Origin of the sequence: Cupriavidus pauculus (assembly GCF_002858765.1) — a bacterium.
In the GTDB taxonomy this organism is placed as follows: domain Bacteria; phylum Pseudomonadota; class Gammaproteobacteria; order Burkholderiales; family Burkholderiaceae; genus Cupriavidus; species Cupriavidus pauculus_B.
On the sequence record NZ_PJRP01000001.1, the window covers coordinates 535966 to 549841 of the forward strand.

The window sequence follows — 13876 nt, forward strand, 5'->3', positions numbered from 1 at the left end:
ATGGTGCGACACTTTGCCGCACCTGCCGATTCGACCCTTGCTGCCTCGTCTGTCCGTGCCCCTGCATGCCTCCGACTCCCCAGATGCCTGGTTGCCGCCCGCGCGGCTGACCCGGCTTGCCTTCGATCGCCGTAGCCCGCGCTTCGGCCAGCTCGATTTCCTGCTTGGCGAGATAGGCCAACGCATGCAAGAGCGGATGGAAGTGGTCAAGCTGTCGCCGGGCCGCGCGCTCGATATCGGCTGCGGCCATGGCCAGGGTCTGGCGGGTTTGCGCGCCCGGTTTCCCGATGCGCAGATTGCCGGGATCGATATCTCCGGCGCGATGCTGCAGCAGGCCGCCGGGCGTGATCCACAGCGCCGGCCCGGCTGGGTGGGGCGCCTGCTGGGCAAGCGTCCGATGTTCGACCTTGTGCAGGGCGATCTTGCCACACTGCCCTTTGGCGCCGCCAGCTTCGACCTGCTGTGGTCGAACCTGGCGCTGCACTGGCATCCCGAGCCACACCGCGTGTTTCCGGAGTGGCATCGGGTCACCGCCGACGACGGGCTCGTCATGTTCTCGTTGTTTGGCCCCGACACCCTGAAGGAACTGCGCACCGCGTTCGCCGAGGTGGACCTGGACGCCCACACGCTGCGCTTCGTCGACATGCACGACATTGGCGACATGCTTGTGCATAGCGGCTGGTCCACGCCCGTGATGGACATGGAGACGCTGACCGTCACCTACGAATCGCCCGAAAAGCTGCTGGACGAAGTGCGCGCCTTCGGCGGCATGCGCCGTCCGGGCCCGGTCGGGCTGCACGGACGCCGGTGGCATCGCGCCGTGATTGCCGCCCTGCATCGCATGCGCAATCAGGATGGCGTGATCCCGCTGACGTTCGAGATTGTCTATGGCCATGCATGGAAAATCCCGGCCCGTGGCAAACAGGCAACCGACGATCAGGGCCGTGCGATCATCCCCGTCGACAGGATCGGCCGCGCCCCAACGCGCCGCTGAAGCGCGCCAGCACGACGGTTGCCCGACAATCGGCGCCTATCGTTTGTGTTGCCTATCGGGGCCAAAAAGCTCATGCACAAATTTGTGCGGATGGCAAGCACTTCGGTCAAATCCTATGTTGTTCGAGTATGCGAAGCGCCATATAATGGGCCGGTTTGTCGCAGTGGTCCCCTGGCACAAGAACGTTCCTGGAAGGCACTCCGCACGTGCGCTCCAGGGACGGATTTCGTCCCGGGCGTGCATCCGATGCGGAGTGGTTGGCGATGCAAGACTTGGGTATCGCATTCCAGACGGCAGTAGGTGACTCCGGCGGAAATCTCGACGGACGCACCCCCTTGCCGGACAACGACTGGCTGATGAAGCGGAATTGTTCGCTCTCTCCGCGCCAGGTCGGCTGGTTCTACCTCTCCATCGCATGTTTTTCCATTGCCATCGCGGCGTTTCTGGCCGTGTGGCATGGGGCCTGGCTCGTGCTGCCGTTTGCTGGCCTGGAACTGACCGGGCTGGGGATTGCCCTGCTGGCGTATGCGCGCCATGCGACGGATCATGAACGCGTGAGTGTGACCGACGGCATGCTGGTCGTGGAGACAGCCAGCGCCAGTCGGGTCACGCGGGAAGTATTCAATCCACAGTGGGTGCGGATTGAACTGGGTGAATCGTTCCGGGCGCTCGTGATTCTGCGGTCGGGCAAGCGCTCCGTGCGGGTGGGGTCGTATCTGGACCCGCACCGGCGGCGCAAGTTCGCGCAGGAGCTCGCGGCGGCCCTGCATGGCGTCCAGACCGGACGCGGTGCGGGGCAGGGCGGGGACAGATTTGAATCTGTAAATTGGGTAGATAAACAATGAAAATGTGGAAGAAGGCATCCGCAGCATGTCTTGCAGGCACGTCCCTGCTTGTCAGCCAGGCGGCCTCCGCGGTCAGTGACATGCCGGGCGGCCCCGCCGTCCGACAGCTGAACCTGGCCGAACCCGTTACAAAGATCGCCGAACAGATTCACTGGCTGAACTGGATGATGCTGATCATGTGCACGGTGATCTTCATCGCCGTGTTCGGCGTGATGTTCTATTCCATCTTCAAGCACCGGAAGAGCAAGGGCGCGAAGGCGGCCTCGTTCCACGAGAGCATCACTGTGGAAGTGGTCTGGACCATCGTGCCGTTCCTGATCGTGATCGCCATGGCGCTGCCGGCGACCAAGACCGTGGTGGCGATGAAGGACACCACGAACTCCGACATCACGATCAAGGCCACCGGCTACCAGTGGAAATGGGGGTACGACTACCTCAAGGGCCAGGGCGAGGGCATCTCGTTCGTGTCCACGCTGACGACGCCGCGCGAGCAGATCAACAACCAGCAGGAAAAGTCGAACACCTACCTGATGGAGGTGGACAACGAGCTGGTAGTGCCCGTCAACAAGAAGATCCGCATCGTCACGACCGCCAATGACGTGATCCACGCCTGGATGATCCCGGCGTTCGGCGTCAAGCAGGATGCGATCCCGGGCTTCGTGCGCGACACGTGGTTCCGCGCCGAGAAGACCGGCGTCTACCGTGGCCAGTGCGCCGAGCTGTGCGGCAAGGAACACGCGTTCATGCCGATCGTGGTGCGCGTGGTGTCCGATGGCGAATACGCCAAATGGGTCGACGACAAGAAGAAGCTGATGGCCGCGGCCGCCGACGATCCCAACAAGACCTGGACGCTCGACGAGATCAAGGTGCGCGGCGAGAAGGTCTACGCGGCGAACTGCGCGGTCTGCCACCAGCCGACCGGCAAGGGCGCGGGCGCGTTCCCGGCGCTGGACGGCTCGAAGGTCGTCAACGGCCCGAAGGCCGGCCAGATGCACATTCTGCTGGAAGGCAAGGGCGGCATGCCGTCGTGGAAGCAGCTCTCGGATACCGAACTGGCCGCGGTCATGACGTACACGCGCAACAGCTGGAGCAACAAGACCGGTGAAGTGATTCAGCCGGCGGCCTTCTCGCAAGCCCGTGCTGGCAAGTTCCCGGAAGGCGGCGGCGCACAGGCCGCAGCTGGCGATACGGCCCCCAAGAAGGCCGCCACGCCGACCAACGACAAGCAGGCCAGCCTCGCGGGCAACCGCGTCGCAGGCTGACCCGCGGCAGCCCCGCATTCAGGAATTGATGGAGTCATTGCGATGAGTACCGCTACCCCGGAGACACTGGGCCATCCGCACGACCACGCGCACGATCACGATCATGGTCACGGCCATGACGATCACGCGCACGATCATCCGCATGGCTGGCGCCGCTGGCTGTTCGCGACCAACCACAAGGACATCGGCACGCTGTACCTGCTGTTTTCGTTCACGATGCTGCTGTCGGGCGGCGTGCTGGCGCTGCTGATCCGCCTGGAGCTGTTCGAGCCGGGCCTGCAGTTCTTCCGCCCCGAACTGTTCAACCAGTTCACCACGATGCACGGTCTGATCATGGTGTTCGGCGCGATCATGCCGGCGTTCGTGGGCTTCGCGAACTGGATGATCCCGCTGCAGATCGGCGCATCGGACATGGCGTTCGCTCGTATGAACAACTTCAGCTTCTGGCTGATGCCGCCGGCCGCGCTGCTGCTGGTGGGCTCGTTCTTCGCACCGGGCGGCGCCACCGCCGCGGGCTGGACGCTCTACGCGCCGCTGTCGGTGCAGATGGGTCCGGGCATGGACATGGCCATCTTCGCCATGCACATCATGGGCGCGTCGTCGATCATGGGCTCGATCAACATCATCGTGACCATCCTCAACATGCGCGCCCCCGGCATGACGCTGATGAAGATGCCGATGTTCTGCTGGACGTGGCTGATTACCGCCTACCTGCTGATCGCCGTGATGCCGGTGCTGGCTGGCGCCATTACGATGGTGCTGACCGACCGCCACTTCGGCACGAGCTTCTTCTCGGCCGCCGGCGGCGGTGACCCGGTGATGTACCAGCACATCTTCTGGTTCTTCGGGCACCCCGAGGTGTACATCATGATCTTGCCGGCGTTCGGCATCGTCTCGCACGTGGTGCCGGCCTTCGCGCGCAAGCGCCTGTTCGGCTACAGCTCGATGGTGTACGCGACGGCGTCGATCGCCATCCTGTCGTTCATCGTCTGGGCCCACCACATGTTCACCACGGGCATGCCGGTGACGGGCCAGCTGTTCTTCATGTACGCGACGATGCTGATCGCGGTGCCAACGGCCGTGAAGATCTTCAACTGGATTGCCACGATGTGGCGCGGCTCGATGACGTTCGAGACCCCGATGCTGTTCGCGATCGGCTTCATCTTCGTGTTCACGATCGGCGGCTTCACGGGCCTGATGCCGGCTGTCGCCCCGATCGACATCCAGCTGCAGGACACGTACTTCATCGTGGCGCACTTCCACTACGTGCTGGTGGCGGGCTCGCTGTTCGCGCTGTTCGCGGGCTTCTACTACTGGGGTCCGAAGTGGAGCGGGTTCATGTACGACGAGATGCGCGGCAAGATCCATTTCTGGGGCTCGCTGATCTTCTTCAACGTGACCTTCTTCCCGATGCACTTCCTGGGCCTGGCCGGCATGCCGCGCCGCTATGCCGACTACCCGACCCAGTTCACGGACTTCAACGCCGTGGCGTCGCTGGGGGCGCTGGGCTTCGGCCTGATGCAGGTGTACTTCTTCTTCGCCGTGGTGCTGCCGTCGTACCGTGGCGGCCAGGCCGCCGGCGACAAGCCTTGGGATGGCGCCGAAGGCCTGGAGTGGACGGTGCCGTCGCCGGCCCCGTTCCACACCTTCGAGGAACCGCCGGTGGTGAAGTAAGCGCAGGCACGATCGTAGTTTTACGAAATATCGCGAAGTAGTGCGAAGTAGTGCAAATCGGCCGGATGCCCACGGGCGTCCGGCCAGCGAGATCCGAATCATGCAGCCCTCAGCAAAAAGCCCGTCGCAAGTGGAACGCCAAGCCAGCCAGAAAGCCGCCAACCGGCGCCTGGGATGGATCCTGTTGTCGGTCGTGGCAGTCTTTTTCCTGGGGTTTGTGGCCAAGATGAAGTTTCTTGGCGGCTGACCCGATAAGAAAGAAAGCAAAAGCCGGAGACAACGTCGTGGACGCGCAGGACAAAGCCCTCGAAAAGCGTTTCAACCGCGGCATGATGAAGCGGCTGCTGGTGGTGGTGACGCTGATGTTCGGCTTTGGCTACGCGCTGGTGCCGCTGTACAAGGCGATCTGCGACATCACCGGCCTGAACGTGGTGACCACGCGCGACCTGTACGGCGCGGGGGCGGCGGTGAAGAACACGCAGGTCGACACGACCCGCACGATTACCGTGGAGTTCGACTCGAATGCGCGCGGCCCGTTTGCATTCCGGCCCGTGAAGCGCTCGATGGAGGTGCATCCGGGCGAGCTGACGACGATCGTGTACGAGGTGGCCAACGGCCAGTCGCGCGACATCTCGGCACAGGCCATCCCGAGCTACGCGCCCAAGCAGGCCACGGAGTATTTCAAGAAGGTGGAGTGCTTCTGCTTCAAGCAGCAGACGCTCAAGGCGAACGAGGCGCGCGACATGCCGGTGGTCTTCGTGATCGATCCGAAGCTGCCGAAGGATGTGAAGAACATCACGCTGTCGTACACGTTCTTCGAGATCGGCACGCCGGTGGCGCAGGCCCCGGAAGCCGGTGTGACGGCAACGCGGCAGGGCGGCTGAGAGGGGCAAGGCATGGCGACGGACGATCCGGTGCATCGCAAGGCGTCATTCGCACAGACGGTGCGCGCGGTGTTGTGGTCGTTCATCGGGCTGCGTAAGGGGTCGGAGCACGAGTCCGACATGGCGCGCCTAAACCCGGTGCATGTGATCATCGCCGGGCTGATTGCGGCGGCAGTGTTCGTGGCGGTTTTGATCGCCATCGTGCGCGTGGTGGTCAGCCAGGCATAGCAGGGCAGCAGATACAAAGCGAGCACGCCGCCGGCCAGATGTCGGGGCCGGACGGGCGGATAACATGAATCGAGACTTTGAGCTGGAGATAGAAGAATGAGTGCGAATCGCGCAAACGCCCCGTACTACTTCGTGCCGGGCCCGTCGCGCCATCCGATCACGGCGGCGTTCGGCCTGCTGATGACCGGCGCGGGAGCCGCCGGTTGGGTCAACGGGCAGCCGTGGGCGCCATACCTGTGCGGCTTCGGCCTGGTGTGGTTCCTGTTCGTGCTCAAGAGCTGGTTCGGCGACGCCATCGGCGAATCGGAGGGCGGGCTGTACGGCAAGAACATCGACACGTCGTTCCGCTGGTCGATGGGCTGGTTCATCTTCTCCGAGGTGATGTTCTTCGCGGCGTTCTTCGGCGCGCTGTTCTACGCCCGCACCATCGCCATGCCGTGGCTGGGCGACCTGAGCAACAAGATCATCTGGCCGGACTTCGCGGCCGTGTGGCCGAACACGGGCCCGGCGGGCACCGTGGAGAGCTTCCAGGTCATGGGTCCTTGGCCGATCCCGACGATCAACACGGCGCTGCTGCTGACCTCGGGCGTGACGCTGACCTGGGCACACCACGCGCTGCTGGCCGGCAAGCGCAACCAGCTGATCCAGGGCCTGGTGCTGACCATCCTGCTGGGCGCGATCTTCATGTGCCTGCAGGTCTACGAATACATGCACGCCTACCACGAGCTGAACCTGAAGCTCACGTCGGGTGTCTATGGTTCGACGTTCTTCCTGCTCACCGGCTTTCACGGCTTCCACGTGACGATGGGCGCGATCATGCTGGCCGTGGTGCTGGGTCGCGTGCTGAAGGGCCATTTCACGCCGGATCACCACTTCGCGTTTGAAGGCGCGGCCTGGTACTGGCACTTTGTTGACGTGGTCTGGCTGGGCCTGTACGTGGTTGTGTACTGGTTGTAGGAACGGGTGGTTTTCTCCCCTCGCCCGCTTGTGGGAGAGGGGCCGGGGAAGAGGGCGCGGCGATGCAAGTTGCGACGGTGGCATCCTGATACGCCCGCCCTCTCCCCCAACCGCTCTCCCGCGCGGCGGGAGAGGGGAGCAACACCAGCCACAAACAAAAAGCGCCGCGTGAGGTCTGTCTCAGCGGCGCTTTTTGTTTGGTATCCCGGCTCATGGTGACATGTGGATGCCGGTACTCTGGATCCAGCCCATCCAGTGCGAGAACAGGATGAACAGGAACAGGGCGATCGAGAAGCCGACGCGCAGCATCAGCGAGCGCATCATGTTGGGTGTGCGGCCACGGTCGCGCATCATGAAGAACAGCGCGGATGACAGGCTGCCGATGATCAGGATGAAGGCGACGATGATGACAAAGCGCATGTGGGGGCTCTTTTCGGCAAGCGCCCATTATGGCACCGCCGCCGCCGGAGGAAACCCGTGACGACCCGCAGGCGGTGGCGCGCGCCGGGCGCGGTGCCGATGATTGCCGCGCTGGCGGTGATCGCGGTGACCTGCGCGCTGGGCAACTGGCAACTGGGCCGTGCCCACGAGAAGACCGATCGCGCTGGCCGGCTCGCGGCGCTGGCCGTCCAGCCGCCGGTGGATCTGGCTGCCGGCCAGGCCGACGTCGCCCCGCTGGTGGACCGCCACGTGCGCGCACGCGGCAGCTTCGACAATGACCGCACCGTGCTGCTGGACAACCGGCCGCACGGCAACGGCACCGACAGCCGTGCCGGCTTTCTGGTGCTGACGCCGCTGAAGCTGGCCGATGGTGGCCAGGTGCTGGTACTGCGCGGCTGGCTGCCGCGCGACGCGCAGGACCGCACGCGCATCGCGCCATTCCCGACGCTGGTGGGCGAGGTCACCGTCGAAGGCACCGCGCTGGCCGCCGTGCCGCGCGTGTACAGCCTTGGCCAGGACCCCGCCGCGGAGGCCGGCCGCAAGATACGTCAGAATATCGACCTTGCCGCGTATGCGCGTGAGACCGGTGCGCCACTGCTGCCAGTGGTGCTGGAACAGTCGACCGACACCGGGGATGGTCTGGCGCGCGACTGGGCGCCCGCCGATTTTGGCGCCGACCGTCACTATGGCTACGCTGCGCAGTGGTTCGGCCTGGCCGCGCTGACCGTGGTGCTGGTGGTCGTGCTGGGCTGGCGCCGCGCCCGGCGAGATGCCGGGCCGGCCACCGCAACCGAATGATCGACAGTGATCAGATTGATCGAACGATGAACGTACAGACATCCTCCATGCCGCAGCAAGACCCCTCGGCCACGCCCGACCCCCGCATCGACGCCCGCACGCGCCGTGGCCGCCTGCAAATGCTGATGCTGCTGCTGGTTTGCGCATCGCCGGTGCTGTTCTCGTATTTCACCTACTACGTCATCAAGCCGACGGGCGCGAGCACCAACTATGGCGCGCTGGTGGACCCGCAGCGCCCGATGCCTGCCGCGCAACTGGTGAACGAGCGTGGCGAGGCCGTGCCGCTGGCGTCGATGCGCGGCAAATGGCTGATGCTGATGACCGATCCGTCCGCCTGTGACGACGCCTGCGCGCGCAAGCTGTTCACGATGCGCCAGATCCGCGCCGGGCAGGGCGAGGACCGCGAGCGCATCGTGCCGGTCTGGCTGATCCAGGATGCCGGCAAAGTGGACGATCGGCTATCTGCCGCCTACAACGAACCGTATGCCGGCGTGCGCTTCCTGCGCATGGACCAGGCGACCATCGCACAATGGCTGCCGGCCCAGGAGGGCAGCCGCGCCGAGGACACGATTTTCCTGGTCGACCCGCTCGGCAACCTGATGATGCGCTGGCCGAAGGACCCCGACCCGAAGAAGGTGAGCAGCGACCTGAAGAAGCTGCTCAAGTACTCGCGCATCGGCTGACGCGCCTGGCACCACCCTGACGCACCGACCGATCGACCCTGATCGTCTTTTTCTTGAATTACCGGCTGTACCGAAATGCTGCTCCAGCTCGCCATCATCGGCATCCTGATCGCCCTGCTGCCACTGTCCTATGTGATGGTGCGCGGCAGCCGTGACAAATATCGCAAGCTCGTGTGGATCACGGCGTTCCTGACGCTGGACCTGATCATGTTCGGCAGCTTCACGCGGCTGACCGACTCTGGCCTGGGCTGCCCGGACTGGCCGGGTTGCTACGGCCACTCGAACCCGCACGCGGCGATGGAGCCGATCCGCGCCGCCGAAACGGCGCTGCCGAGCGGCCCGGTGACGCTGGTCAAGGCGTGGATCGAGATGATCCATCGCTATTTCGCCATGGCGGTGGGTGTGCTCATCATCTCGCTGATGGTGCTGGCGTGGGTGAAGCGGCGCGAGCTGAAGCAGTCGCCGTGGTTTGCCACGGCGGTGTTCGTGCTGGTCTGCGTGCAGGGCGCCTTTGGCATGCTTACCGTCACCATGAAGCTGCAGCCGATCATCGTGGTCACGCACCTGATGCTGGCCATGCTGCTGCTGGCGTCGCTGATCTGGCTGGGTTCGCGCAACGACCGGCCGCACGGGGTGGCGCAGCAGGCTGCGTCGCTGCGCTGGGCGGGGCTGCTGGCCATTGTGCTGCTGGTGATCCAGATCTTCCTGGGCGGCTGGGTCAGCACCAACTACGCGGTGCTGGCCTGTACCGATTTCCCGCTCTGCAACGGCCAACTGGTGCCCGAGATGGACTTCCGCCATGGCTTCACGCTCTGGCGCCAGCTGGGCATGACGGCCGACGGCGACTACATCCCGCACGCCGCGTTGGTGGCCATCCACTGGGTGCATCGCGGCTTTGCGTTCGTGGTGCTGGGCTACCTGGCGTGGTTCGGCCTGCGGGCCCGCCGGCTGGAAGGGCTGGCGCGCCATGGCAAGTGGCTGCTGGCCGTGCTGGCGCTGCAACTGGCCACCGGGATGTCCAATATCGTGTTCGACTGGCCGCTGGTGGCGGCGGTGGCACATAACGGCGGAGCAGCCCTGTTGCTGATGCTGTTGCTCCGTCTCAACTACAATATCGGCCTCGCGACCCGCTCCGCAGGCGCCGCCGCCCAATCCGCAATTGCGGCGCGCGCCACATGAAGGACAAGATGCCCCCCGTGGTTACCGCTACCCACTCCCACTCTTCCGTGGGCCGAATTCGTCACCTGGCCCGACAATACGCCGCACTGACCAAGCCGCGCGTGACGCAGCTGGCCGTGTTCTGCTCTGTCATCGGCATGTTCCTGGCCACGCCGGGCATGGTGCCCTGGTCGGTCCTGATCGGCGGTGCCGCCGGTATCTGGCTGCTGGCCGGCGCGGCCTTCGCCATCAACTGCCTGGTGGAACAGAAGATCGATGCGCTGATGCGTCGCACGGCCTGGCGCCCGTCGGCCACCGGCGAGATCACCACCACCCAGACGCTGATCTTCTCGGCCATCCTGGGCGGGGCCGGCATGTGGCTGCTGCACGTGTTTGCCAACGACCTGACGATGTGGCTGACCTTCGCCACGTTCCTGGGCTACGCCGTGGTCTATACGATCCTGCTGAAGCCGGCCACGCCGCAGAACATCGTGATCGGTGGGCTGTCGGGCGCCATGCCTCCCGCGCTGGGCTGGGCCGCCGTGGCGGGTACCGTGCCGGCCGAGGCCTGGTTCTTGGTGCTGATCATTTTCACGTGGACGCCGCCGCACTTCTGGGCGCTGGCGCTGTATCGCCGCGCCGACTATGCCAAGTCCGGCCTGCCGATGCTGCCGATCACCCACGGCGAGCGCTACACGCTGCTGCATATCCTGCTGTACACGCTGGTGATGATCGCGGCCACGCTGCTGCCGTTCGTCTACGGCATGAGCGGCGTGATCTACCTGGTGGCCGCGCTGGCGCTGGGCCTGGTGTTCCTGGGCTACGCCTGGAAGCTGTTCCGCAACTACTCGGACCAGCTCGCGCAGCGCACCTTCCGTTACTCGATCCTGTACCTGTCGCTGCTGTTCGCGGCGCTGCTGGTGGATCACTACTTCAAGTTCGTGCCGCAGGCCTGATCGGTCTGCCTGCGGCATCTTGCCGCGCCCGGAGGTCGCGGCCCGCGTGATCGGCGATACTTTCGGGCGTATCTTGCTTCCCATCGCTCCGACGCATGCCGAACTCCGCCTCTGGCTTTTTCGCCACATTCCGCCGCTTTTTCCTGCTTGCTGTCTGCACTGGGCTCCTGGCCGCCTGCGGGCAGCCGAAGCCGTCGTTCAAGAACGTCGATATCTCGGGCGCCAGTGAGTTCGGCAAGGACTTCGCGCTGCAGGACCCCACGGGCAAGACCCGCACGCTGGGCGACTTCAAGGGCAAGGTGGTGCTGATGTTCTTCGGTTACACGCATTGCCCGGACGTTTGCCCGACCACGATGGTCGAACTCAAGCAGGTGATGGAGCAACTGGGCCCCGACGCCGACAAGGTGCAGGTGCTGTTCGTGACGGTGGACCCTGACCGCGATACCGGCACGCTGCTGGGCCAGTACGTACCGGCCTTCGACGCGCGCTTCCTGGGCCTGCGCCCGGCTGACGAAGCCGCGCTCAAGCAGGTGACCAAGGACTTCAAGGTGTACTACGCCAAGGTGCCGGGCTCATCGCCGAACAACTACACGATGGATCACTCGGCGGGCAGCTACGTATTCGACCAGAGCGGCCAGTTGCGACTGTTCATCCGCCACGGCCAGGGCCCGGAGCCCATCGCGCATGACCTGAAGGCGCTGATGTCCTGAGGGACGTGAGGGCGGCCCTGGCAGCGATGCCGGGGTGCCCAGGCAAACAAAAAGGCCGGTCAAGTCCTGACCGGCCTTTTACATTTCGCGTTGCCGCAGGCGCGTGGATCAGGCGAATGCCGCCAGCGCACCCTTCATCTTCTTCATCGCGGCCGCCTCGATCTGGCGGATCCGCTCGGCCGACACGCCGAATTCGGCGGCCAGCTCATGCAGCGTGGAGCCGCCCGAGCCGTCGTCGTTGACGTCCAGCCAGCGCGCCTCGATGATGCGGCGGCTGCGCGGGTCGAGCTTGCCCAGCGCCTCTTCCAGGCCTTCGACCTGCAGACGGTCGTTGTGCTTGGCCTCGATGACCTTGGTCGGCTCGTTGTGGTTGTCCGCAAGGTAGGCGATGGGGGCGAATTCTTCCTCGCCATCGTCGACCTGGCCTTCCAGCGCCAGATCGCCACCCGACATGCGGGTTTCCATCTCCATCACTTCCTCGGGCTTCACGTTCAGCTCGCGCGCAACGGCCTCGATCTGCTCGGGCGTGAAGGTATGCGCCCCCTGCTTGTGGCTGCGCAGGTTGAAGAACAGCTTGCGCTGGGCCTTGGTGGTGGCCACCTTGACCATGCGCCAGTTCTTCAGCACGTATTCGTGGATCTCGGCCTTGATCCAGTGCATCGCGTACGACACCAGGCGCACGCCTTGCTCGGGGTCGAAGCGCTTCACGGCCTTCATCAGGCCGATATTGCCTTCCTGGATCAGGTCGGCGTGCGGCAGACCGTAGCCCAGGTACTGGCGGGCAATCGACACGACTAGGCGCAGGTGAGACATCACCATGCGGCGGGCGGCATCGACGGATTCGTTGTCGCGCAGGTCGCGGGCCAGGCTCAACTCTTCCTCGGGGGTTAGCAGAGGAATGCGATGGATCGCCTGGATATAGCTATCCAGATTGCCCAGCGTGCCCGGAAACGTCAGCGCAAGGCTGTTCGCGGCAGCACTCTGGGGCGCCGTCGGCAGACGGCGAGAAACTTGGGTTTGATCGGCAGACAGGACTGCGTTCACTATGACTCCTTTCGCATCCGGCGGTGGGTTGCCGGTGTGTCCCGGAAGGACACCGCATTGCAACGCATATTAGCACTCGAACCGGACGAGTGCTAAGTTAGAAGGTCTATGGGGTTGATAGTTCCGTAACATCGTCACCGGTATTTCGATAGCTATCCGATAGCCTGAATCTCCCGGCCCCATCCCAGTCCCCACAAGGCCTGGCGGGTAGCGTGCTCCCGATAGAAATATTAGAGGACGCGTTGGTCAATCGGTTTCCGACGAATTCACTGCAATTTCGGGATGGTGAATTGCGGGATTCGCTACACTGAAGTTGTTTTCCAGCCGCATTGCACCATTCCTTGGAGAAGTTTCCATGTCTGCTATCGAACACTTGCTGAAACCGCATGTGCGGGATATCGGCGAGTTCACCGTACGCCGCCTGCTGCCCGCCGCCACGACCCAGACCGTGGGGCCGTTCATTTTCTTCGATCACATGGGCCCGGTGGAGATGGCGCCGGGGCAGGGCATGGATGTGCGTCCACATCCACATATCGGCCTGGCCACGGTGACGTACCTTTTCGAGGGCGAGATCATGCACCGGGACAGCCTGGGCAGCGAGCAGGTGATCAGCCCCGGGGATGTGAACTGGATGACGGCCGGCACGGGCATCGTCCATTCGGAACGCTCGCCGGACGCCGCGCGCGAGGCCGGCCCGCGACTGCACGGCATCCAGACCTGGGTGGCGCTGCCGCAGGCCCATGAGAACGATCCGCCGTCGTTCCACCACCATCCGAGCGCCACGCTGCCCAAGCTGGAACTGCCGGGCGTACGGATGACGGTGATCGCCGGCGATGCGTTCGGCGCCGAATCCCCGGTGCGCGTGTACAGCCGCACGCTCTACGTGGCCATCGAGATGGATGCCGGCGCCAGCCTGGTGATTCCGGCGGAACATGTGCAGCGCGGGATCTATGCGGTGGACGGCAACCTGGAAATGGACGGAGAGACACTGCCCGCCGAGCATCTGGTGGTGCTCACGCCGGGCGAGCCGGTGACGATCACGGCGACCATCCCGTCGCGTGTGATGCTGCTTGGCGGCGACCCGACCGACGGCCGGCGCTTTATCTTCTGGAACTTCGTGGCCAGCAGCAAGGAAGCCATCGAGGAAGCCAGCCAGCGCTGGCAGGACGACCAGTTCCCGCACGTGCCCGGCGAAACCGAGCGGATCCCGCTGCCGGTGCGACGCTAGGTCGCAGGCCAGCC

At 64.6% G+C, this 13876-nt stretch carries 16 protein-coding genes; 14 read left to right on the top strand and 2 right to left on the bottom strand.

The window, feature by feature from the left end:
• Positions 1–37 precede the first annotated feature (37 nt).
• From CYJ10_RS02430 to CYJ10_RS02460, 8 genes are all read left to right on the top strand, one after another.
• A complete protein-coding gene (locus tag CYJ10_RS02430; protein WP_374703212.1) occupies positions 38–994 on the top strand; it encodes a methyltransferase domain-containing protein in 957 nt (318 codons plus the stop codon).
• A 263-nt stretch (positions 995–1257) separates the two neighbouring features.
• Positions 1258–1839: a DUF2244 domain-containing protein gene (locus tag CYJ10_RS02435; protein ID WP_101679965.1), complete on the top strand. Its 582-nt coding sequence runs from the start codon at positions 1258–1260 to the stop codon at positions 1837–1839.
• On the top strand, positions 1836–3101 hold the full coding sequence (gene coxB / locus CYJ10_RS02440; RefSeq protein WP_101679966.1) for a cytochrome c oxidase subunit II: 1266 nt from the start codon (positions 1836–1838) through the stop codon (positions 3099–3101). Before CYJ10_RS02435 ends, coxB begins: the two co-directional genes overlap by 4 nt.
• Positions 3102–3143: 42 nt before the next feature.
• Positions 3144–4775 (top strand): cytochrome c oxidase subunit I, encoded by a 1632-nt coding sequence (gene ctaD, locus CYJ10_RS02445; protein WP_066739775.1) that lies wholly within the window; start codon positions 3144–3146, stop codon positions 4773–4775.
• A 100-nt stretch (positions 4776–4875) separates the two neighbouring features.
• The gene (locus CYJ10_RS34405) at positions 4876–5022 is read left to right on the top strand and encodes a cytochrome oxidase small assembly protein (protein WP_219621413.1); all 147 of its coding nucleotides are present in this window, start codon (positions 4876–4878) and stop codon (positions 5020–5022) included.
• 82 nt (positions 5023–5104) lie between these two features.
• Positions 5105–5659: a cytochrome c oxidase assembly protein gene (locus tag CYJ10_RS02450; protein ID WP_257993077.1), complete on the top strand. Its 555-nt coding sequence runs from the start codon at positions 5105–5107 to the stop codon at positions 5657–5659.
• Positions 5660–5671: 12 nt separating this feature from the next.
• Positions 5672–5887, top strand: coding sequence for a DUF2970 domain-containing protein (locus tag CYJ10_RS02455; protein ID WP_101679968.1), 216 nt, complete (start codon positions 5672–5674; stop codon positions 5885–5887).
• Between the two features lie 96 nt (positions 5888–5983).
• On the top strand, positions 5984–6844 hold the full coding sequence (locus CYJ10_RS02460) for a cytochrome c oxidase subunit 3 (protein ID WP_101679969.1): 861 nt from the start codon (positions 5984–5986) through the stop codon (positions 6842–6844).
• A 210-nt stretch (positions 6845–7054) separates the two neighbouring features.
• Here CYJ10_RS02460 and CYJ10_RS02465 read toward each other — a convergent pair whose 3' ends face one another.
• Entirely contained in the window at positions 7055–7264 is a 210-nt protein-coding gene (locus CYJ10_RS02465) for a twin transmembrane helix small protein (RefSeq protein ID WP_066739763.1), read from the bottom strand.
• A gap of 99 nt (positions 7265–7363) precedes the next feature.
• Here CYJ10_RS02465 and CYJ10_RS02470 point away from each other — a divergent pair, with 99 nt between their 5' ends.
• The 5 genes from CYJ10_RS02470 to CYJ10_RS02490 all read left to right on the top strand — a co-directional run bounded on the left by CYJ10_RS02470 (position 7364) and on the right by CYJ10_RS02490 (position 11590).
• On the top strand, positions 7364–8083 hold the full coding sequence (locus CYJ10_RS02470) for an SURF1 family protein (protein ID WP_101680387.1): 720 nt from the start codon (positions 7364–7366) through the stop codon (positions 8081–8083).
• Between the two features lie 47 nt (positions 8084–8130).
• Complete coding sequence (locus CYJ10_RS02475) at positions 8131–8766, top strand: SCO family protein (RefSeq protein WP_257992069.1); 636 nt, start codon at positions 8131–8133, stop codon at positions 8764–8766.
• A gap of 75 nt (positions 8767–8841) precedes the next feature.
• Positions 8842–9945, top strand: a complete 1104-nt coding sequence (locus tag CYJ10_RS02480; protein ID WP_101679970.1) for a COX15/CtaA family protein — start codon at positions 8842–8844, stop codon at positions 9943–9945.
• Between the two features lie 8 nt (positions 9946–9953).
• Positions 9954–10880, top strand: coding sequence for a heme o synthase (cyoE, locus tag CYJ10_RS02485; RefSeq protein ID WP_374703223.1), 927 nt, complete (start codon positions 9954–9956; stop codon positions 10878–10880).
• A gap of 95 nt (positions 10881–10975) precedes the next feature.
• On the top strand, positions 10976–11590 hold the full coding sequence (locus tag CYJ10_RS02490; RefSeq protein ID WP_101679972.1) for an SCO family protein: 615 nt from the start codon (positions 10976–10978) through the stop codon (positions 11588–11590).
• 108 nt (positions 11591–11698) lie between these two features.
• On the opposite strand, the gene rpoH is transcribed toward CYJ10_RS02490, so the two are convergent.
• A complete protein-coding gene (gene rpoH, locus CYJ10_RS02495; RefSeq protein WP_101679973.1) occupies positions 11699–12634 on the bottom strand; it encodes an RNA polymerase sigma factor RpoH in 936 nt (311 codons plus the stop codon).
• Positions 12635–12989: 355 nt separating this feature from the next.
• On the opposite strand from rpoH, the gene CYJ10_RS02500 reads away from it, so the two are divergent.
• The gene (locus tag CYJ10_RS02500) at positions 12990–13862 is read left to right on the top strand and encodes a pirin family protein (RefSeq protein WP_101679974.1); all 873 of its coding nucleotides are present in this window, start codon (positions 12990–12992) and stop codon (positions 13860–13862) included.
• The last annotated feature ends 14 nt before the right edge of the window (positions 13863–13876 follow it).